Origin of the sequence: Azonexus sp. IMCC34842, from assembly GCF_050368855.1 — a bacterium.
In the GTDB taxonomy this organism is placed as follows: domain Bacteria; phylum Pseudomonadota; class Gammaproteobacteria; order Burkholderiales; family Rhodocyclaceae; genus Azonexus; species Azonexus denitrificans_A.
Map to the genome: position 1 here is coordinate 2,585,958 of NZ_CP178449.1, position 19,515 is coordinate 2,605,472.

Consider the following 19,515-nt stretch of genomic DNA (forward strand, 5'->3'; position numbering starts at 1 on the left):
GCCATGCGCCAACCTCTCTCTCTCCGCATCCTGTCCGCGCTGGACACCAGGAGCTGGCTCGCCATCGTCGTCTTCCTCGCCCTGGCGCTGGTTCTCGTGCCGGTACTGCATCTGGCGGTGGCGGAAGACAGCGCCTTCCATCTCTCGACCTACTTCATCACGCTGATCGGCAAGATCATGTGCTACGCGCTGGTCGCCGTGGCGATGGACCTGATCTGGGGCTACGGCGGCATCCTGTCGCTCGGCCACGGCCTGTTCTTCGCGCTCGGCGGCTACGCCTTCGGCATGTACCTGATGCGCCAGATCGGCCGCGACGGCAGCTACGGTGCCGACCTCCCGGACTTCATGGTCTTCCTCGACTGGAAGGAAATCCCGTGGTTCTGGAGCGGTAGCGACAGCTTCGGCTGGGTCGCCCTGCTCGTCGTCATCGTGCCGGCACTGGTCGCCTTCGTCTTCGGCTACTTCGCCTTCCGCTCGCGGATCAAGGGCGTCTATTTCTCGATCATCACCCAGGCCCTGACCTACGCCGCGATGCTGCTCTTCTTCCGCAACGAAACCGGCTTCGGCGGCAATAACGGCTTCACCGACTTCAAGCGCGTCCTCGGCTACAGCATCACCTCGCCGGAAACCCGGCTGGTGCTGTTCGGCCTGACCGCCGTGCTGCTCGCCGTGACGCTGGTTTTCGCCGCCTGGCTGGTCAAGTCGAAGTTCGGCCGCGTGCTGACCGCCATCCGCGATGCCGAATCCCGCGTCATGTTCATCGGCTACAACCCGCTCTGGTACAAGCTGACCATCTGGGTGATCTCGGCCGTCATCTGCGGCATCGCCGGCGCCCTCTACGTGCCGCAGGTCGGCATCATCAACCCCTCGGAAATGAGCCCGGCCAACTCGATCGAGATCGCCATCTGGGTCGCGGTCGGCGGGCGCGGCACGCTGATCGGCCCGATCATCGGCGCCTTCGTCGTCAATCTCGCCAAGAGCTGGTTCACCGTCAGCTTCCCCGAATACTGGCTGTTCTTCCTCGGCCTGCTCTTCATCGTCGTCACGCTGATGCTGCCGCAAGGCCTGGTCGGCCTGTGGAAGAAACTGATGACCCGGAAACAAGGAGGCGCCGCATGATCCTCGAAAACACCCTCGACGACCGCCCGGAAGGCAGCGACGGCACCGAGCAGATGGGCCATTTCGTCACCGGCGAACTCGACCTGTCGCACGGCGTCGCCCTCTACCTTGAAGACATCACCGTCAGCTTCGACGGCTTCAAGGCGCTCAACAACCTGACGCTGAACATCGGCGCCGGCGAGCTGCGCTGCATCATCGGCCCGAACGGGGCCGGCAAGACGACGATGATGGACGTCATCACCGGCAAGACTCGGCCGGATTCCGGCAAAGCCTACTTCGGCCAGTCGATCGACCTGACCCGGCTGACCGAGCCGGAAATCGCCCACATCGGCATCGGCCGCAAGTTCCAGAAACCGACCATCTTCGAGCAGCACACGGTGTTCGAGAACCTCGAACTGGCGATGAAGACCGACAAGCGGGTGTGGAAAAGCCTGCTCGCCTGGCTCTCCGGCGACGATCGCGACCGCATCGCCGAAACCCTGCGCCTGATCCGCCTCGACGGCGAAGCCGACCGGCAGGCCGGTCTGCTCTCGCACGGCCAGAAGCAGTGGCTGGAGATCGGCATGCTGCTGATGCAGGAGCCGAAGCTGTTGTTATTGGATGAACCGGTGGCCGGCATGACCGACGACGAGACGATGCGGACGGCCGAGCTGTTCGTTTCGCTGGCCGGGAAGCATTCGCTGGTCGTCGTTGAACACGACATGGCGTTTGTCGAGAAGCTTGGTGGGCTGGTGACGGTGTTGCATGAGGGATCGGTTCTGGCGGAGGGGGATCTGGCGACGGTGCAGAGTGATCAGCGGGTTATTGAGGTTTATCTTGGGCGCTGAGGTTTTGGGCTTTCCCGATATCGAGCTTGGGGTTCCGCCTTGCGGGCGGGCGTACTTTCTTTTGCTTCGCCAAAAGAAAGTAGCCAAAGAAAAGGCGACCCCGGGTTACGCGGTCGGCTGCGCCGACTTCCCTGCGCTACTCGAAACCGGCGGGGGCACCCCAAGAGTACTTCTTCACGATGCTGCGCATCGTTCAGGGCGCTGCGGAACTCGGGGCTACGCCCCTCAAACAGTCCTCGCCCTTTTTCCGCCGGCTTCTCCGTTGCTCGGCGCTCCGCACGGGGACCCGAAAAACGTCCCGACTCAGCGGGCAAATGCTCAAAGCACGGATGGTTTACCGGGCCCCTTGCGAGGCGCTGAGCAACGCAGGCTGGCCGGGGGCAGTCGGCTCGCGTTGTCTGAGCCGCAGGCGAGTTTAGCGAGCCGCCCGGCCTGCCGAGTAGCGCAAGGTACCGGGCGTAGCCCGGCGCCGACCCAGGGGTCGCCTTTTCTTTGCTTACTTTCTTTTGGCGAAGCAAAAGAAAGTAATGCCGCCCGCAAGGCGGAACCCCAAGCCAATTCAAGCACTAAACCCCGAGGACCAGCACCATGCTAACAATCGAAAACCTCAACCAATCCTACGGCGGCAGCCACATCCTCCGTGGCCTCTCCTTCGAGGTGAAAACCGGCGAAGTCACCACCCTGCTCGGCCGCAATGGCGTCGGCAAGACCACCCTGCTCAAATCCCTGATGGGTCTGGTCAAAACCCAATCCGGCAGCATCACCTTCGACGGCCAGGAGATCACCCACGCCGCCCCGCACCACCGCGTCAAGGCCGGCATCGGCTACGTGCCGCAGGGCCGCGAGATCTTTCCGCGCCTGACGGTCGAGGAGAACCTGCTGATGGGCCTGGCCACCAAGCCCGGTGGTACGAAGATCCCGCAACGCATCTTCGAGATGTTCCCGGTCTTGAAACAGATGATGCACCGCCGCGGCGGCGACCTGTCCGGCGGCCAGCAGCAACAGCTGGCGATTGGCCGGGCGCTGGCCATGGGGCCGAAGCTGCTGATCCTCGACGAGCCGACCGAAGGCATCCAGCCGTCGATCATCAAGGACATCGAGCGCGCTATCCGGATGCTGGCCGAAACCGGCGAAATGGCCATCCTGCTGGTCGAGCAGTATTACGACTTCGCCGAATCGCTGGCCGACCAATACCTGCTGATGGAACGCGGCGAGTTCATCATGCGCGGCCGCGGCGAAACGATGCCACAGGACGGTGTGCGCGAGGCGCTGGCGGTTTGAAACAGGGTTCGATTTGGTGCCGATGTCGGCGCGCCGCCCATGATTGGTGCGACGAACCCCGGCGCAAGCCTTGTGGCTGGCGGCTTTTGGCGCCTGGCAGCGTTCGTTTTCCGGGCACTGTTTTTGCTGATAGTTACTGCTAACAGCATAACGAAGGGTAAGAAATGGCTGCGACATGTTCCTGGGAATCGATCGACGTTCATCTGCTGCAGGTATTGCATGCGTTGCTGACCGAGTGCAGCGTATCGAATGCGGCACGCCGCCTGAACCAGTCGCAGCCGGCCGTCAGCACGGCGCTGCGCCGCTTGCGGGACATCACCGGCGACCAGTTGCTGGTCCGTAGCCGCAACGGCATGACGCCGACCGAGCGCGGCCTGAGCCTGCTCGAGCCGGTCAAGATCGCGCTGGCGCAGATCGAGGCGATCGGTTCGCAGCAGGTGCGTTTCGATCCGCAAAAGTCGCGGCGGGTGTTCAACATCGCGACGCCGGATTATCTGAATTCGATCCTGATCGGCACCGTTGTCGCCCGCATGCGCAAGTTCGCGCCGCATTCGCAGGTCGTGCTGCATTCCTTCGGTCCCGATTACGACTACGCCAAGGCGCTGGAATCGGGCGAACTGGACATCGTCATCGGCAATTGGCCGCAACCGCCCGAACATCTGCGCCTGGCGCCGCTGTTCGACGACGACGTGGTCTGCCTGATGCGCAAGAGCCACCCGCTGGCCGGCCGCAAGTTGAGCCAGGACGATTACCTGAATGCCGAACATCTGGTGCCGACGCCCTACGCGGTCGGCCAGCGCGGCGTCATCGACATGCAGCTGGCGCGCGACCGGCTGAAACGCAACGTGGTTGCCAGCGTGCCCTACTTCAATCTGGTGCCCTATGTGCTGTTGCAGAACGACATCATCTTCTCGGCGCCGCGCATTTTTGCCGAGTATTGCTGTTCGGTGGGCGAGTTGTGCATCGCCGAGTCGCCGCTGGAATTTCCGAAAATGCGCTTCTACCTGCTCTGGCACGAACGCTCGCACCATTCGGAAGAATGCCGCTGGTTCCGCGAGCAGATTGTCGATGTCATCCGCGAACGGGTCGGCAAGGTACAGGTGACCGAGGCGGCGCCGAAACCGGCCATCGGCCAGCGCGCGCGGGCCTGAGAGAACAGCCGGCTCAGTCGCCGGCGATCAGCTCGTCGAGCCGGAAGCTGGCGATGCGGATGATCTGGCCCAGCGCTTCGGCAAATTCCTCGTCGGCCGGACGCGCCAGGCGGCGGCTCATCTCGGCGATGATCAAGGTGCGGCTCAGCCCCTTGACCGCGATGATGAACGGCCAGCCGAATTTTTCCCGGTAGGCATCGTTCAGCCGGCGAATGGCGGTGAATTCCTCGGGCGTGCAGGCAGCGAGTCCGGCCCCGGCCTGTTCGCGGGCCGAATCGGCCGTCAGCTCACCGCGAATGGCGGCCTTGCCGGCCAGTTCCGGGTGGGCATTGATCAAGGCCAGTTGCCGTTCCCGGCCGGCCTCGTTCAGGGTTTCGGCAAGCCGGGCATAAAAGGCCGGCTTGTCGGCGAAGGGCCGCTTTTCCCAGGCCCGTTCGATCACCCACGGCGAATGCTCGAAGACGGCGCCCAACCGGCGGACGAATTCCGGGCGTTCAAGGCGGGAAAGCTCGGCAAGGGAAGTGGCGTCGGTCATCGGATCAAGGCTGGGTTGTCTGGCTTCGAAGCTTACGGAGTCCTGCCCCCCGGCAACAAGCCACACCGCAAGATAATGATCTTCTGTGCTTTCGTATATCCGGAACAATCAAGCACTTGCCGCAGACCGGACAGCAACATCCGAAATAACCGATAGCCTTTATAAAACCCCACGCCGGACAAGCTTCCTATAATCGCCCCATCAACCCTCAGTCACCGGAGAAAGCCCATGGGGCGCCTGACGACCCACGTACTCGACACCGCCCACGGCCAGCCGGCGGGCGGCATGCAATTCACCCTGAACCGGGTCGACGGCGACCGGCGCACTCCGCTGCTGGTCGGGCAGACCGACAGCGATGGCCGTTGCGCGCAGCCGCTGCTGGCCGACGAAGCGATGTTGCCCGGCATCTATGAACTGGTGTTCGCGACGGCAGATTATTTCCGCCGCCAGGGTGTCGATCTGCCGGAACCGCCCTTCCTCGACCAGGTCAGCCTGCGCTTCGGCATTGCCGATGCGAGCGGTCACTATCACGTACCGCTACTGATCTCGCCGTGGGCCTACTCGACCTACCGGGGCAGTTGATGGACAGCGCCTACCTGATCGAAATCGGCTCGCTGCTGCTGCGCTGGTTGCACCTGATCGTCGGCATCGCCTGGATCGGCTCGTCGTTCTACTTCATCTGGCTCGACAACACGCTGAAGGCGCCGAGCGACCCCGACCTGATCGCCAAGGGCGTCGGCGGCGAACTGTGGGCGGTGCATGGCGGCGGCTTCTACAACCCGCAGAAATACCTGGTCGCGCCCAAGAACCTGCCGGACGACCTGCACTGGTTCAAGTGGGAGTCCTACTCGACCTGGATCACCGGCTTCTTCCTGCTCGGCGTGCTCTATTACTCGCAGGCCGCGACCTACATGGTCGATCCGGCCAAGGCGGCACTGACGCCGGGCCAGGCGATCGGCATCGGGCTGGCCACGCTGGCCGGCGGCTGGCTGGTCTACGACGGCCTGTGCCGGCTGCTGATGAAGCGCAGCCTGCTGCTCTTCGCGGCGCTCTATTTCATTTTCGTGGTCGCCGTCGCCTATGCGCTGACCCACCTGCTCTCCGGCCGCGCCGCCTTCCTGCATGTCGGGGCGATGATCGCGACGACAATGAGCGGCAACGTCTTCTTCTGGATCATTCCCGGCCAGAAGAATACCGTGGCGGCGATGCAACGCGGTGAAACACCCGACCCGATCCATGGCTTGCGCGCCAAGCAGCGCAGCGTGCATAACAACTACCTGACGTTGCCGGTGCTGTTCTGCATGATCTCCAATCACTACGCCTTCACCTACAGCCACCCGCAGGCCTGGCTGGTGTTGGCGGCAATCATGCTGGCCGCCGCGCTGATCCGCCATTTCTTCAACCTCAAGCACAAGGGCATCCTGGCCTGGCAATACCCGCTGGCTGGCGGGGCGATCCTGCTCGGCGTCTTCATCTGGCTGGCCCCGGCCCGGCCGGCCCTCGCCAATGCCACCACGGCACCGACGCTAGCCGAAATTCAGCCGCTGATCACGGCGCGCTGCACCGGCTGCCACGGCGCCGCGCCGACCCTGATGCCGGCCGCGCCGGCCGGCGTCCTGCTCGACACCCCGGACGCCATCCGGGCCAACGGCCCGCGCATCCTGACCCAGGCCGTGCAACTGAAGGCCATGCCACTCGGCAACATCACCGCGATGACCGATGCCGAGCGCGCCAAGCTGGCCGCCTGGGCGGCCGGCGGTTACCGCTAGATCAGGCAGCGGGGACGAAATGTTTCTTGATCGGCGGCACGAACTGGTAGTCGATGTCCCAGGAAAAGTAGATCCACAGTTGGAGCCAGGAATGAGCCATATACACAAAGACGAATACCCACGCGATCTGATTGGATATGGTCGCTGTCCGCCGCATGCTGCCTGGCCCGGCGGCGCCCGGATCGCCGTGCAGTTCGTGCTGAATTACGAAGAAGGCGGCGAAAACTGCGTGCTGCACGGCGACGCCGGCTCGGAGCAGTTCCTATCCGAACTGTTCAACCCGGCCAGCTACCCGGAACGCCACCTGTCGATGGAGTCGATCTACGAATACGGCTCGCGCGTCGGCGTCTGGCGCATCCTGCGCGAATTCGAGAAGCGCTGTCTGCCGCTCACCGTGTTCGGCGTCGGCATGGCGCTGCAACGCCACCCGGAGCTGACTGCCGCCTTCGTCGAACTCGGCCACGAAATCGCCTGCCACGGTTGGCGCTGGATTCACTACCAGAACGTCGATGAAGCCGTCGAACGCGAACACATGCGCCTCGCCCTCGAGGTCATCGAACAGATGACCGGCAGCCGCCCGCTCGGCTGGTACACCGGCCGCGACAGCCCGAACACGCGCCGCCTGGTCGCCGACGACGGTCGACTGCTCTACGACAGCGATTATTACGGCGACGACCTGCCCTTCTGGACCGAGGTCACCAAGAGCGACGGGACGCCGGTACCGCACCTGATCGTGCCCTACACGCTCGACACCAACGACATGCGCTTTTGCCTGCCGCAAGGTTTCAGCCACGCCGATCCGTTCGTCCAGTACCTGAAGGACAGTTTCGACGTGCTCTACGCCGAAGGCGACGAATCGCCCAAGATGCTGTCGATCGGCATGCACTGCCGCCTGCTCGGCCGGCCCGGCCGCTTCCTGGCGCTGCAACGCTTCCTCGACCATATCGAACAACACGACCGGGTCTGGGTCTGTCGCCGCCTCGACATCGCCCGCCACTGGATCGCCACCCACCCTTACCGCAAGGACTCCGCCCAATGAGCGACGCTGCGCCCATCGTTTCCGCCCCCGCCATCCTGCCCGACTGGGCAAGCCGCTCGGTGAACCTTGCCGACGCCCGCATCGGCGCGCGCGCCATTGCCGCCAGCGACGAATTCTTCGCGCCGCTCGAACGCCTACTCAACCCGGAACCGGCGGTGTTCATCCCCGGCAAGTACGACGCCAACGGCAAATGGATGGACGGCTGGGAAACCCGCCGCAAGCGCACCGCCGGCTACGACTGGAGCCTGGTCAAACTCGGCCGGCGCGGCATCGTGCGCGGCTTCGACGTCGATACCAGCCACTTCACCGGCAACTTCGCGCCGGCCATCTCGATCGACGCCACCGACTGCGCATCGGACGACCCCGCCGTGCTCGCCAACGCGCGCTGGACGCGCATCCTGCCGTCCACGACCTTGTCGGGCAACAGCCATCACCTGCTCGAAATCGCCAGCACCGACACCTGGAGCCACCTGCGCCTGAACATCTACCCGGACGGCGGCATCGCCCGCCTGCGCGTCTATGGCCAGCCGGTCGGCGTTTTCGATGCCAACGAGCCGGAGCGCCTCTACGACCTCGTCGCCCTCGAAAACGGCGGCCGCGCCGTGGCCTGGAACGATGCCCACTTCGGCTGCGCCGCCAACCTGATCGCGCCGGGGCGCGGCATCAACATGGGCGACGGCTGGGAAACCCGGCGCCGGCGCGAACCCGGCAACGACTGGTGCATCCTGCAACTGGGCACGCCCGGCCTGATCGAGCGCATCGAAGTCGACACCGCCCACTTCAAGGGCAACTACCCCGACCGCTTCTCGCTGCAGGCGGCACGCATGGACGGCGGCACCGACCAGTCGGTGATCACGCAGAGCATGTTCTGGCCCTTCCTGATCGGCGAACAGAAGCTGAGCATGGACGCCATCCACACGTTCAGCGGCAACCTCGCCGAGCTCGGCCCGGTCACGCATGTGCGCCTCAACATCATCCCCGACGGCGGCGTCTCGCGCCTGCGCCTGTGGGGCAAGGTGGCCTGGTGAAAAAGCTCGTTCCGGAAGCGTTGACCGCTGCCGCCTTCGCGCCCTTCGGCGAGGTCATCGCGGTCGACGCCGCAAAAATGCCGATTTCCATCAACGCCGGCAACACCGAGCGCTACCACGACCTGGCCAGACTCGACGCCGGCCCGGACGGGAAGCTGATCGTCAGCATATTCCGCGGCCAGCCACGGTCGCTGCCCTTCATGATCGAAATGATGGAACGCCACCCATTCGGCTCGCAGGCCTTCATGCCGCTCGGCCCGCAGCCCTACCTGGTCGTCGTCGCCCACCCCGGTGCCGCGCCTGGCCCGGACGACCTACGCGCCTTCCTTGCCCGGCCCGGCCAGGGCGTCAACTACGCACCCGGCGTCTGGCACCACCCGCTGCTCGCGCTCAATGAAATCGGCGATTTTCTGGTCGTCGACCGTTCGGGACCGGGCGATAACTGCGACGAAGTCAGCATCGAACCGCCTGTCAGCCTGAGCCTGGATTAGCCGGGCAAGCCCGGCCGGCAACAAGGCGGGCGAAGCGGGCAGCGTAAAATGGCGGCGCCCTCCGCCCTCACCTTGTTTCCCGCCCCATGGCCCAGACTATCGCCGCGCCCGTACACAGCGAACTGCTGATCAAGAAAAGCCGCTTTCTCGGCTGCGTGCAACCGGTCGCCGACCGCGCCGCGGCGCAGGCCATCATCGCCGGCTTACGCGCGGCCCACCCCGGTGCCGCGCACGTCTGCTGGGCCTTGCTCGCCGGCGGCCAGTCGGCCGCGGTCGACGACGGCGAACCGAGCGGCACCGCCGGCCGGCCCATGCTCGAAGTGCTGCGCCACCAGGATTTCGACGGCGTGCTCGCCAGCGTCGTGCGCTACTACGGCGGCATCCAGCTCGGCGCCGGCGGCCTGCTCCGCGCCTACACCGACAGCATCGCCCAGGCCCTGCGCGACGCCCGCAAGATCCCCATCGTCAAGCAACACGAGCTGCGCTGCGAACTGCCCTACGCGCAGGAAGGCCTGCTGCGTCGCGAGATCGAGGCAGTGGGTGCGAGCCTGAAAAGCATCGAACACGGCGAACAAGTGAACTGCGCTTTCCGGCTGGCCGAAAGCGACGCCCCCGCCTTGATCGCCCGGCTCAATGAGGCTGGGCAGGGACGGGTTGTTTGGCTGGGGGATGGGGTTGGGATTTAGGCGGAGAGGTGGTGAATGTTGCTGGGTGACAGGAGGCAGTTCATCGGCCTTTCCAGACGTTCGCGGGATTGGCCGTAGAAGTCAAAAATGCACTCAGTTCCGGACGTCCATACCACTCAATTTCGGTATCTCAGACAGTCCACCAACAGCCTAAACGCCGGGGATGATTGCCGGCTTGTCGGGTAGTAAAGGTGATATCCAGGGTAAGGCTGGCACCAGTCGTCCAGCACTGAAATCAGCTTCCCGCTGGCGATTTCCTCTTTCGCCATGTCTGCTGGCAGGTATGCCAGGCCACAACCCGCCACCGCAGCTCGAAGAATGTGAGACCCCATGTTGAACGTCCACTGCCCATCGACGTGAGCCTTCAAGGGATTCCCCTTTTTCTCGAACTCCCAAACCATATAGCTATCATGGGTCGGTAGTCGGAGATTGATGCAGTTGTGGCTGGATAGGTCTTGCGGGGATTTGGGCTGTGGATGGCGAGTGAAGTAGTCCGGTGAGCCGACAACTGCAACTCGTAGATCAGGGCCGATCCGCACTGCCACCATATCCTTCTCGACCTGATCACCCAGGCGTACGCCAGCATGAAAACGCTGCGCGACGATATCGGTCATCCCGTAATTGACGTTTATCTCGACCCTGATTTCGGGGTAGTCCAGCAAAAATGCCTGTAGTCGAGGCCAAAGCACGGTATTAGCGGCATGCTCGGCGGTTGTAACGCGTATCAGCCCACTGGGCTTGTTTCTCAAGTCGCTTAAAGCCGCCAGTTCGTTATTGATTTCTTCCAGCCGTGGAGCGACGGCCTCCAGCAACCGGGTACCCTCTTCGGTTGGTGACACGCTCCGTGTGGTACGGGCCAGCAAACGAACACCGAGCCGCGTCTCCAGGCTACGGATCGTATGACTCAACGCGGATTGCGAAATCCCCAGCTGAGCCGCTGCACGGGTGAAATTCCTTTCCCGCGCCACCGCAATGAACGCAACAAGATCGCTAAAGTCGCCGGCAGCCATTTATCAGTTCCATGCATAAACCCATGCTGATTTTAGCGTATTAACAAATCAATCCACAGAACCTACATTGACGACATCAGCACTCGGCACTGGTCCGCATAGGACACAGCCGTGTGCGCCTGAATAGACATAGGAGATTCGTCATGAAAAAGCGCTTTCTGGGAAATAGTGGCCTTGAGGTATCTGCACTGGGACTTGGTTGCATGTCCATGAGTTCGGCCTACGGTCCGGCCGGCGACAAAACGGAAATGATCGCGCTCATCCGAAAGGCCGTCGATTTGGGTGTCACTTTCTTCGACACGGCCGAAGTTTATGGCCCGTTCGTGAACGAAGAACTGCTGGGTGAGGCGCTGGAACCGTTCAAGGGGCAAGTGGTCATCGCCACAAAATTCGGTTTTGATCTCGACCCGGCAACAGCACAGCGTACCGGTGGCGTTAACAGTCGCCCGGAGCACATCAAGGCCGTCGCCGAAGCATCGCTGAAGCGCCTCAAGGTCGAGGCGATTGATCTTTTCTACCAGCATCGCGTTGATCCTAGCGTTCCCATCGAGGACGTGGCAGGTGCCGTTAAGGAGTTAATTGCCGAAGGGAAGGTCAAGCATTTCGGCCTCTCCGAGCCCGGCATCCAGACGCTTCGCCGTGCCCATGCCGTTCAGCCGGTGACCGCCGTACAAAGCGAGTATTCCTTGTGGTGGCGTGGCCCGGAAAACGAGTTGCTGCCGACACTGGAAGAACTGGGCATTGGGTTCGTGCCATTCAGCCCTCTCGGTGCCGGCTTCCTGACTGGCAAGATGGACGAGAACACCCGTTTCGACAGTTCCGACTTCCGCTCGCAAGTTCCGCGCTTTTCCCCCGACGCGCTGAAAGCCAATGTCGCGCTAGTTAGCCTGATCAAGGGTTTTGCCGAGGCCAAGGGCGTGACGCCAGCCCAGATTGCACTTGCCTGGTTGCTGGCGCAACAGCCCTGGATCGTGCCGATTCCCGGCACCACGAAACTGCATCGCCTGGAAGAAAACTTGGGCGCCATCGCGGTGGAACTGACTACCGATGACTTGCAACAGATCGACTCAGCCGCCTCGAAGCTGCATCTGGAAGGTGCCCGCTTGCCTGAGTACGCGCTGAACATGACCGGGCTGTAATCACCACCATGGATCATCTTTCACCAGCAGAGATCAAGCAACGTCAGGGTGCAGTACTCGCCATCATCATGGCGAGCTACCTAATGATTGTCATCGACATCTCGATCGTCATCACCGGGCTTCCGAAAATCAAGGACGCACTCGGCTTTTCGCCTGCATCTCTGTCATGGGTGCAGAACGCCTACACCTTGGCATTCGGCGGCCTGCTGCTGCTTGGCGCTCGCGCTGGCGACCTGCTGGGCCGGCGCCGGATGTTCATCTGGGGGCTAGGGCTATTCACCTGTGCCTCCCTGGTGATCGGGATCGCTCCATCCCCGGCTTGGCTGCTGGCATTTCGCACCATTCAAGGGGCGGGAGCCGCCATTCTGGCCCCTTCGACGCTGGCCCTGCTCGCCATGTATTTTCCCGAAGGGCCGGAGCGTACTCGGGCGCTGTCGTATTACGCGGCGGCTGCCGGTATCGGGGCGACACTGGGCCTGGTGCTGGGCGGCTTGTTTGCGGATCTGTTGTCCTGGCGCGCCGGGTTTTTCATCAACCTGCCCATCGGGTTTGGGTTGATGCTGGCGGCACACCGCTTGGTTGCGGAAACGCCGAAGCATGTCGGTCATTTCGATGTGGCCGGTGCCATCAGTTCGACCTTGGGCATGAGTTCGCTGGTTTTTGGCATCGTGCATGCTGCGGAAGAAGGCTGGGACCATCCCTTGACGGCCTGGGCCATTAGCGCCGGAGTCGCCTTGATGCTCCTATTTCTCATTATTGAGCGCCGTGCCAAGCAGCCTGTTCTGCCCCTAAGATTGTTCGCCAGTAAGTTGCGCTGTGGCGCATATGTGGCCCGCATGCTCTTCTTAGGCGGCATGGTGGGATTCTGGTTTTTTGCTACCCAGTTTCTCCAGGGAGTCTTGGGCTACAGCCCGCTGGAGGCCGGGCTCGCATTTTTGCCGACGACGCTGCCCCAATTGGTCGTTGCCATGAGCGTTCCGAAGCTCGTCCGAAAGTTCGGCAATGCCAGTCTTTTGGTGGGGGGGCTGGTCTTTTGTGTGGCCGGCTTGGTCTGGCTTGGACAAATGTCCGCGCATACGCCCTATCTGACGGGCGTCGCACTCCCCATGATTCTGCTCGGGATCGGCCAGGGGGCTGCACTGGGTCCGCTCACCATCGCAGCCGTGACCGGCGTTGCAGCCGAAGATACTGGCGCGGCCTCCGGCTTGGTCAACGTGGCTCATCAATTAGGTGGTTCGTTGGGTCTTGGCGTGCTGGTCGTGGTTTATTCAGCAGCATCTTCCGTGTCGGCGAAAGGCACGGAAATCCTGGCACATCGCATTGCCTCGGTCATGGATGCCAGCGCAGTCATGCTTGCCCTGTCCTTGCTGACGGTGTTGGCCTTGATTCTTCCCGCTCAACGCCCGCCGGTCGAAAGATCTCGCCTCGATTCAGTCGGTCTCGAACCAGAGCCGGACCTCACTTAATGCCACCCATGTACCGCACAAATGAACCGGGAAAGGTATCCATCATGAAAACTTCGCTTCTCCTGCTGTTATTGATACCGATTGCCTCATTCGCAGAACCAAGCAGCAGCGATAGGGAGGCTTCTGCTAACCAACATGAGCAGGCTGTTGCGGCAGTCATCTCGCGTAGCGCGATGCGAACACCCTACGAAGCACCGGCAGAACACTTTACCGGCAAGGCCCACGTGGCGCCGCTTCTTTCTCCGACTGCGCCGGCCAGAGCTTCGGCGGCCTACGTTACCTTTACGCCTGGCGCACGCACCGATTGGCATACGCATCCATTGGGGCAGACACTGGTCGTGACCGAAGGCAGCGGGCTGATTCAGTTCTGGGGTGGCCCCATTCAACGCATCGAGCGTGGCGATGTGGTAACGATCCCGCCTGGCCAGAAGCATTGGCATGGTGCGTCGCCGACAGCAACCATGACCCATCTGGCCATCCAGGAGCAACTCGAAGGCAAATCGGTGGATTGGTTGGAAAAGGTCACCGATACCCAGTACAGGAATGTGCAAGCCCAAAAGGCAAGCGCCACCACCGCCGTGCAGCCTTCCCGTGCCCAGCAACTGATGGGCGATTTCGCGCCGAAGCTGGCCGAACTGACCGACAGCGTGTTGTTTGGTGACATCTGGGAGCGTCCGGGATTATCGAAACGGGACAGAAGCTTGGCGACGGTCAGTGCGCTGATTGCAATGAACCGTCCTGACCAACTCCGTTCGCATCTCGCCCTGGCGATCAAGAACGGCCTGACGCGTGAAGAGCTTGCCGAAGCAATGACCCACTTGGCCTTTTATTCCGGTTGGCCCAGTGCCGTCTCCGCCATATCGGTCGCCAAGGAAGTGTTGCCGGCCAAGTAACCGAATTTACCTAAGGAAATTTCAATCATGACTTCAAACTTTTGCAAGACCATGTTTGCCTTGGCCGGTTGCATGCTGTTTTCGGCCGGACTCTCGGTGGCCGCCTCTCAAAAGCCTGTTGCCCCCTTGGTGATCCAGGAGCAAGGCAGTTTTGCGGTGGGGGGGACGGTCATCCAAAGCCCCGGCAGCTACGACCCGCTCAATCTGAGTTCCGGTGGCCAGACGCTTCATGGCGACCATGCCCGCGTGTTTTACCAAGTCCCGGTCAAGGCCCGCAAATTACCGCTGGTGATGTGGCATGGCTTCGGCCAATCCACCAAAACCTGGGAATCGACGCCAGACGGCCGTGAGGGCTATCAGAACATCTTTCTGCGCCGGGGCTTCGCCACCTATGTACTTGATCAGCCCCGTCGCGGCTCTGCTGGTCGAAGCAGCGTGGCTACAACAATCAGCGCGACACCGGACGACCAGCGCTGGTTCGACACTTTCCGAGTCGGTATCTGGCCAAACTACTTCCCGGGCGTGCAATTCTCCCGCTCACCGGAGGCACTGGATCAGTATTTCCGAGCCATGACGCCGGACACAGGTCCCATCGACACCAACCTGACCAGTAACGCGGTATCGGCCTTGTTCGACAAAATCGGTGCCGGCATTCTGGTGACTCATTCGCACAGCGGCGGTATGGGTTGGCTAGCCGCAATGAAGAATCCGCGTATCCGCGCCATCGTCTCCTACGAACCCGGAAGCGGTTTTGTCTTCCCGGAGGGCGAAGTGCCGGCCGCGATGCCCAGTGCCGCTGGCACGCTAGAAGGCACCAGCATCCCGCTGGCTGAGTTCATGAAGCTGACTCGCATCCCTATTGTCATCTACTACGGGGATTTCATTCTCAAGGAACCGGTTGCCCATCCCGGCCAGGATGGGTGGCGCGTACGCCTTGCCATGGCTAGGCAATGGGCAGAAGCGATCAATCGCCATGGCGGCGATGCGAAGGTTGTCCATCTGCCGGAGATCGGCATTAACGGCAACACGCACTTCCCGTTTTCCGATCTTAACAATGTCCAGATTGCTGACCTGATGTCGCAATTCCTCGCCAACAAGCATCTCGACTGATTTGAAATTCAACTCAAGCGTTCAGGAGATTCAATATGGAATCGAAATTTATTAAAGCAGCAGTATTCAGCGCAATCTTCAGCACCTTATCGGGAGTCACCATGGCCGCAGACTACAAACAGAATCCGTTCACGCTGGCCTACGACGGAGCGATTACCGAAAACGTCAAAGGCAAAGTCAATATTCATCTCGTGAAATACAAGCTGGACGGTCTCGATATTTCCGCCAACGTGTACACCCCGGCGAACTACGACTCCCACAAGAAATACCCGACGATTGTGGTGGCCCATCCGAATGGTGGCGTGAAGGAACAAGTCGCTGGTCTGTATGCCCAGCGTCTGGCCGAGCAAGGCTATATCACGATCACGGCGGATGCTGCGTATCAAGGTGCCAGCGGCGGCATGCCGCGCAGTGTGGACAAGCCTTCTCATCGCATTGAAGACATCCATGGCATGGCCGACTTCATTAGCCAGTATGCCGGCGTGGATACCACTAACCTTGGCCTGCTCGGCATTTGTGGTGGTGGTGGCTATTCTCTCGCCGCAGCGAAAACTGACAAGCGCTTCAAATCGATTGCGACGGTAAGCATGTTCAACTCCGGACGAGTACGGCGCAATGGCTACGTCGATTCACAATTGAATACGATTCAGCAGCGCTTGCAGCAGGCATCGGCTGCTCGTGCCCAGGAAGCAGCCGGCGGAGAAGTGCTCTATTCGGGGGATGCCAATCTGACTGACGAACAGATTGCCAAGCTGCCATTTGATCTGTATCGGCAGGGTTATGAGTATTACTGGAAAACACACGCTCACCCCAACTCGACGTTCAAGTACACCACGAGCAGTTTGCTTGACCTGATGCGTTTCGATGCGACCGATCAGATTGAACTCATCCAACAGCCATTGCTGATGATTGCAGGTAGCAAGGCGGACAGCCGGTACATGACCGAGGATGCTTTCGCCAAGGCGACTGGTACGAAGAACAAGGAGCTGTTCAAGATCGAAGGCGCCACCCATATCGAAACCTACTGGGTGCCCAAGTATGTGAATCAGGCAGTGGAAAAGCTGACCCAGTTTTTCGGCAGAACGCTCTGAATGCATTTTGAACGTTCGGATATTGGCTGAGCGGCAGGTAAGCGACAGATTACAGACCGTGAGGGGCGGGAATGCGAATGACCGCATTGGCCGATAACCAGTCACCAACCATCCAGCCCCCTCCCCGCTTCAGATCGCACAACCATTAATGTCACAGACCGGCGCATCACCCGTACTCCCGCCCCCCGGCACCCGAACCTGGCTGCGCAACCAGTCCTGAAAGGCTTGCGGCTGGCCCAGGTAGCTCCCGATATCGATGCCCTGCAAAATGCCATCGGTTTCGAGTACAAAGCAGGGAAAGCCGCGGGCGCCGACCTCGGCCATCAGATACCGGGTTTCCTCGATATGGTGCTGGACGTTGGCGCCGGATTGTTGCTGGAACGCGGCGGCAAAGCGCTGGGCGTTGAGGCCGAGTTCGGCGGCGACTTCGGTCAGGGTGGCTGGTTCGGCAATCCGCCGGCCTTCGACGTAATGCGCGATCTGCACTTGCGCCAGCATGTCCAGCCCGCGCCCGGCGATCGCTTCGGCGGCCAGGATGGCCGCCGTGGGCGGTTCGGAATCGAGCACGACGCCGCTGGCGTGCAGCAGGCCGTCGGCGTAGGCCGGGCCGAAGGGCTGGCCGGTCAGTTGCGCGATGCGCGCGTCGTGCTGCTTGACGTAAGCGCGCAGTTGCGGCGTCACGCTCTGGCGGTTGGCACCGGTCATCATGCCGCCGCCGTGCGCCTGAACGGCGAGAATTTCGCGCGCCGCCCTGACCAGCGGCGCGGCGCCGTAGCACCAGCCGCAGAGCGGGTCGTAGATGTAATGCAGGGTGCTCATGTTCGGGACTCCAAATCAATCAATGGGTTTTGCGGGGTAAAGACCGGTTTGCCTGGCCCGCACTGCCCGTCGGGGCGATGCGGGCCAGGCGGGGCCGATTACCACTTCATTTCGCCCTTGTTCACCTTGGCGCCGATCTCCAGCGCGAGGCCCTCGCCGACTTGCGGGTAGGCTTTCTGCATTGCTTCGATCAGCTCGGCACCGGTCTTCGCCTTGGCCGCTTCCACCTCGAAGCGCTGCAGGTATTCGCGGGTATAGCGGATATTGCTGGTATCCAGCACCGTGCCGGCAGTCATGTGGCCGGGCACGACCGTCACCGGTTTGAGCGCCTCGATTTCATCGAGTTGGGCAATCCAGGCCTCGCGTTCGCTGGCTTTCTGGGTGTCAGCGGTCCACACATGCAAATTGCCGAAAATGGCGATGTTGCCGGCGATGGTCCGGATCGACGGAATCCACACATAGGGGCGATGCGAGAGTTCGCCGCCGGTGCCGCGCACTTCGACGCTTTCGCCATCAACGCTCAGCGTGTTGCCTGGCAGCAGGTCCGGGACGATCGGCTTCTGCGGTGCGTTGGCGCCCATCTTCGGCCCCCAGAAGGCGAGCTTGCCGGCCAGCTTGGCCTCGATCTTGGCACGCACGGCCGGGGTGGTCAGCACCTGCGCCTGCGGGAAGATGCCTTTCAGCACTTCGGTGCCGAAGTAGAAATCGGGGTCGGCATTGCTGATGAAGATCGTCTTCAGCGTCTTGCCGCTATCGAGCACATTGGCGGCAATGCGCAGCGCATCGGCGCGGGTGAAGCCGCTGTCGATCACGACCGCTTCGCGCTTGCCGCTGACCACCACGGCATTGACGTGAAAGCTGTTGGCGTCGGCGTTATAGGTCGTGATGCTGAGCGGCGCGGCGACTTCGGCACGGGCGCCGCTCGCGGCAACAACGCCGAGCGTGATCAGGGCGGGGAAAACGAAGCGGCCAAGTTGGCGGGTATAGGACATGAAGGTCTCCTTGAATGAATAAGCAAGCGGTGCGGAACGAACTTTAAGTTTTGCAAAATGATTGATAAAGTCCGTATCGGTTGATTATTTATTGCATGGATCGATGAAATGGATCGCCTGACCGCTGTACGTGTCTTTGTCGAAGTCGCCGATCGGGGCAGCCTGACGCAGACGGCCGAGCATCTGGAAATGTCGGCCGCCATGGTCAGCCGCTATCTCGCCGCCGTCGAGGACTGGTTCGAGGCCCGCTTGCTGCATCGGACGACGCGCAAGGTCAGCCTGACCGATGCCGGTCTGGCGGCGCTACCCGCCTGCCGGCAAATGCTCGACATCGCCGAGGAGGCTCGCCACATCGCGGCCGAACGCAGCCGTGAGCCAGCCGGGGTCCTCCGGGTTACAGCTTCCAGCTCTTTTGCCGACGCTCAACTTACGGCTGCACTGATCGACTTTCAGCAGCACTACCCGCAGGTCGAAATCGTGCTGTCGGTGGGTGACAAGCCGACCGATCTGGTCGCCGAGCGGGTCGATCTGGCGGTGCGCATCACCAACACACTGGATCCGACAATGATTACGCGCCCCCTGGCGCGCTGTCGCTCGATGCTCTGTGCCTCACCCGACTATCTGCAACGCCACGGCCTGCCGCTTACCGCCGACGACTTGCGCCAGCACCGCTGCATCGCGCACGCCTTCGGCATTGGCAAGCAATACCGACTGACGCGGAGTGGCGAGACGATTACCGTACCCGTCAATTGGAGCTTCCACACTAACGAGACTGCCGTCTTACGACGGGCAGTGCTATCCGGCGCGGGTATTGGCATGCTGCCGACTTACTATTTGGGTGACGACCTGCGTGCCGGGCGCCTGGTGCACCTGCTGCCGGATCATGAGCCAGACGTGCTGGGGATTCATGCCATTTATCTCTCGCGTCGGCATCAACCGCTCGCCCTGCGCCTGCTGGTAGATTTTCTTGCTGCCCGCTTTGCCGGCGAACCGGCACCGTGGGATCTGGCGCTCAACGTGCAAACACAGGCCTGAATTGAAGGAGAACGACTTGACCTTTTTGCTCCAG

At 61.9% G+C, this 19,515-nt stretch carries 20 protein-coding genes; 16 read left to right on the forward strand and 4 right to left on the reverse strand.

The genetic code is table 11. The features are described from left to right. Window positions 1-3 precede the first annotated feature (3 nt). The 4 genes from urtC to ACLIKD_RS12280 all read left to right on the forward strand — a co-directional run bounded on the left by urtC (window position 4) and on the right by ACLIKD_RS12280 (window position 4,378). The gene (gene urtC / locus ACLIKD_RS12265; protein WP_428825283.1) at window positions 4-1,119 is read left to right on the forward strand and encodes an urea ABC transporter permease subunit UrtC; all 1,116 of its coding nucleotides are present in this window, start codon (window positions 4-6) and stop codon (window positions 1,117-1,119) included. Window positions 1,120-1,172: 53 nt separating this feature from the next. After that, on the forward strand, window positions 1,173-1,946 hold the full coding sequence (urtD, locus tag ACLIKD_RS12270) for an urea ABC transporter ATP-binding protein UrtD (protein WP_428828339.1): 774 nt from the start codon (window positions 1,173-1,175) through the stop codon (window positions 1,944-1,946). A gap of 588 nt (window positions 1,947-2,534) precedes the next feature. Then, a complete protein-coding gene (gene urtE / locus ACLIKD_RS12275; protein ID WP_428825284.1) occupies window positions 2,535-3,227 on the forward strand; it encodes an urea ABC transporter ATP-binding subunit UrtE in 693 nt (230 codons plus the stop codon). Window positions 3,228-3,391: 164 nt separating this feature from the next. After that, complete coding sequence (locus ACLIKD_RS12280) at window positions 3,392-4,378, forward strand: LysR substrate-binding domain-containing protein (protein ID WP_428825285.1); 987 nt, start codon at window positions 3,392-3,394, stop codon at window positions 4,376-4,378. Window positions 4,379-4,391: 13 nt separating this feature from the next. Here the strand turns inward: ACLIKD_RS12280 and uraD are convergent, their stop codons facing one another. Beyond that, window positions 4,392-4,913 (reverse strand): 2-oxo-4-hydroxy-4-carboxy-5-ureidoimidazoline decarboxylase, encoded by a 522-nt coding sequence (uraD, locus tag ACLIKD_RS12285; RefSeq protein WP_428825286.1) that lies wholly within the window; start codon window positions 4,911-4,913, stop codon window positions 4,392-4,394. 228 nt (window positions 4,914-5,141) lie between these two features. Between uraD and uraH the strand changes: the two genes are divergently transcribed. From uraH to ACLIKD_RS12315, 6 genes are all read left to right on the forward strand, one after another. Beyond that, the gene (uraH, locus tag ACLIKD_RS12290) at window positions 5,142-5,495 is read left to right on the forward strand and encodes a hydroxyisourate hydrolase (RefSeq protein WP_428825287.1); all 354 of its coding nucleotides are present in this window, start codon (window positions 5,142-5,144) and stop codon (window positions 5,493-5,495) included. After that, window positions 5,465-6,682 (forward strand): urate hydroxylase PuuD, encoded by a 1,218-nt coding sequence (locus ACLIKD_RS12295; protein WP_428825288.1) that lies wholly within the window; start codon window positions 5,465-5,467, stop codon window positions 6,680-6,682. Before uraH ends, ACLIKD_RS12295 begins: the two co-directional genes overlap by 31 nt. A 91-nt stretch (window positions 6,683-6,773) precedes the next feature. Next, the gene (puuE, locus tag ACLIKD_RS12300; protein ID WP_428825289.1) at window positions 6,774-7,721 is read left to right on the forward strand and encodes an allantoinase PuuE; all 948 of its coding nucleotides are present in this window, start codon (window positions 6,774-6,776) and stop codon (window positions 7,719-7,721) included. After that, entirely contained in the window at window positions 7,718-8,749 is a 1,032-nt protein-coding gene (gene alc, locus ACLIKD_RS12305) for an allantoicase (protein WP_428825290.1), read from the forward strand. The genes puuE and alc overlap by 4 nt, the downstream gene beginning before the upstream one ends. Further along, on the forward strand, window positions 8,746-9,240 hold the full coding sequence (locus ACLIKD_RS12310) for an ureidoglycolate lyase (RefSeq protein ID WP_428825291.1): 495 nt from the start codon (window positions 8,746-8,748) through the stop codon (window positions 9,238-9,240). Before alc ends, ACLIKD_RS12310 begins: the two co-directional genes overlap by 4 nt. Before the next feature lie 86 nt (window positions 9,241-9,326). Next, window positions 9,327-9,926 (forward strand): IMPACT family protein, encoded by a 600-nt coding sequence (locus ACLIKD_RS12315; RefSeq protein WP_428825292.1) that lies wholly within the window; start codon window positions 9,327-9,329, stop codon window positions 9,924-9,926. Between the two features lie 116 nt (window positions 9,927-10,042). Here ACLIKD_RS12315 and ACLIKD_RS12320 read toward each other — a convergent pair whose 3' ends face one another. Beyond that, complete coding sequence (locus ACLIKD_RS12320) at window positions 10,043-10,936, reverse strand: LysR family transcriptional regulator (RefSeq protein ID WP_428825293.1); 894 nt, start codon at window positions 10,934-10,936, stop codon at window positions 10,043-10,045. A 143-nt stretch (window positions 10,937-11,079) separates the two neighbouring features. On the opposite strand from ACLIKD_RS12320, the gene ACLIKD_RS12325 reads away from it, so the two are divergent. From ACLIKD_RS12325 to ACLIKD_RS12345, 5 genes are read left to right on the forward strand one after another with little or no spacing between them, the layout of a single operon-like run. Next, a complete protein-coding gene (locus tag ACLIKD_RS12325; RefSeq protein WP_428825294.1) occupies window positions 11,080-12,075 on the forward strand; it encodes an aldo/keto reductase in 996 nt (331 codons plus the stop codon). Between the two features lie 8 nt (window positions 12,076-12,083). Then, window positions 12,084-13,541 (forward strand): MFS transporter, encoded by a 1,458-nt coding sequence (locus ACLIKD_RS12330; RefSeq protein WP_428825295.1) that lies wholly within the window; start codon window positions 12,084-12,086, stop codon window positions 13,539-13,541. 44 nt (window positions 13,542-13,585) lie between these two features. After that, window positions 13,586-14,434, forward strand: coding sequence for a (R)-mandelonitrile lyase (locus tag ACLIKD_RS12335; protein ID WP_428825296.1), 849 nt, complete (start codon window positions 13,586-13,588; stop codon window positions 14,432-14,434). 27 nt (window positions 14,435-14,461) lie between these two features. Further along, window positions 14,462-15,544, forward strand: a complete 1,083-nt coding sequence (locus tag ACLIKD_RS12340) for an alpha/beta hydrolase (RefSeq protein ID WP_428825297.1) — start codon at window positions 14,462-14,464, stop codon at window positions 15,542-15,544. 35 nt (window positions 15,545-15,579) lie between these two features. Beyond that, on the forward strand, window positions 15,580-16,635 hold the full coding sequence (locus ACLIKD_RS12345) for an alpha/beta hydrolase (RefSeq protein ID WP_428825298.1): 1,056 nt from the start codon (window positions 15,580-15,582) through the stop codon (window positions 16,633-16,635). Between the two features lie 129 nt (window positions 16,636-16,764). Here ACLIKD_RS12345 and ACLIKD_RS12350 read toward each other — a convergent pair whose 3' ends face one another. Both ACLIKD_RS12350 and ACLIKD_RS12355 read right to left on the reverse strand, forming a co-directional pair. Next, on the reverse strand, window positions 16,765-17,454 hold the full coding sequence (locus tag ACLIKD_RS12350; RefSeq protein WP_428825299.1) for a DsbA family protein: 690 nt from the start codon (window positions 17,452-17,454) through the stop codon (window positions 16,765-16,767). A gap of 98 nt (window positions 17,455-17,552) precedes the next feature. Continuing rightward, window positions 17,553-18,446, reverse strand: coding sequence for an MBL fold metallo-hydrolase (locus tag ACLIKD_RS12355; protein ID WP_428825300.1), 894 nt, complete (start codon window positions 18,444-18,446; stop codon window positions 17,553-17,555). 108 nt (window positions 18,447-18,554) lie between these two features. Here ACLIKD_RS12355 and ACLIKD_RS12360 point away from each other — a divergent pair, with 108 nt between their 5' ends. Continuing rightward, the gene (locus ACLIKD_RS12360; protein ID WP_428825301.1) at window positions 18,555-19,481 is read left to right on the forward strand and encodes a LysR family transcriptional regulator; all 927 of its coding nucleotides are present in this window, start codon (window positions 18,555-18,557) and stop codon (window positions 19,479-19,481) included. Window positions 19,482-19,515: the final 34 nt, after the last annotated feature.

Bases quoted from the DNA above. Each gene is read 5' to 3' on its own strand.
- ACLIKD_RS12330 (WP_428825295.1), top strand. From the start codon at position 12,084: ATGGATCATCTTTCACCAGCAGAGATCAAGCAACGTCAGGGTGCAGTA.
- ACLIKD_RS12340 (WP_428825297.1), top strand. From the start codon at position 14,462: ATGACTTCAAACTTTTGCAAGACCATGTTTGCCTTGGCCGGTTGCATG.
- puuE (WP_428825289.1), top strand. From the start codon at position 6,774: ATGAGCCATATACACAAAGACGAATACCCACGCGATCTGATTGGATAT.
- urtD (WP_428828339.1), top strand. From the start codon at position 1,173: ATGGGCCATTTCGTCACCGGCGAACTCGACCTGTCGCACGGCGTCGCC.
- ACLIKD_RS12350 (WP_428825299.1), bottom strand. From the start codon at position 17,454: ATGAGCACCCTGCATTACATCTACGACCCGCTCTGCGGCTGGTGCTAC.
- ACLIKD_RS12345 (WP_428825298.1), top strand. From the start codon at position 15,580: ATGGAATCGAAATTTATTAAAGCAGCAGTATTCAGCGCAATCTTCAGC.
- urtC (WP_428825283.1), top strand. From the start codon at position 4: ATGCGCCAACCTCTCTCTCTCCGCATCCTGTCCGCGCTGGACACCAGG.
- ACLIKD_RS12325 (WP_428825294.1), top strand. From the start codon at position 11,080: ATGAAAAAGCGCTTTCTGGGAAATAGTGGCCTTGAGGTATCTGCACTG.
- uraD (WP_428825286.1), bottom strand. From the start codon at position 4,913: ATGACCGACGCCACTTCCCTTGCCGAGCTTTCCCGCCTTGAACGCCCG.
- ACLIKD_RS12315 (WP_428825292.1), top strand. From the start codon at position 9,327: ATGGCCCAGACTATCGCCGCGCCCGTACACAGCGAACTGCTGATCAAG.
- ACLIKD_RS12360 (WP_428825301.1), top strand. From the start codon at position 18,555: ATGGATCGCCTGACCGCTGTACGTGTCTTTGTCGAAGTCGCCGATCGG.
- alc (WP_428825290.1), top strand. From the start codon at position 7,718: ATGAGCGACGCTGCGCCCATCGTTTCCGCCCCCGCCATCCTGCCCGAC.
- ACLIKD_RS12355 (WP_428825300.1), bottom strand. From the start codon at position 18,446: ATGTCCTATACCCGCCAACTTGGCCGCTTCGTTTTCCCCGCCCTGATC.
- uraH (WP_428825287.1), top strand. From the start codon at position 5,142: ATGGGGCGCCTGACGACCCACGTACTCGACACCGCCCACGGCCAGCCG.
- urtE (WP_428825284.1), top strand. From the start codon at position 2,535: ATGCTAACAATCGAAAACCTCAACCAATCCTACGGCGGCAGCCACATC.
- ACLIKD_RS12320 (WP_428825293.1), bottom strand. From the start codon at position 10,936: ATGGCTGCCGGCGACTTTAGCGATCTTGTTGCGTTCATTGCGGTGGCG.
- ACLIKD_RS12280 (WP_428825285.1), top strand. From the start codon at position 3,392: ATGGCTGCGACATGTTCCTGGGAATCGATCGACGTTCATCTGCTGCAG.
- ACLIKD_RS12335 (WP_428825296.1), top strand. From the start codon at position 13,586: ATGAAAACTTCGCTTCTCCTGCTGTTATTGATACCGATTGCCTCATTC.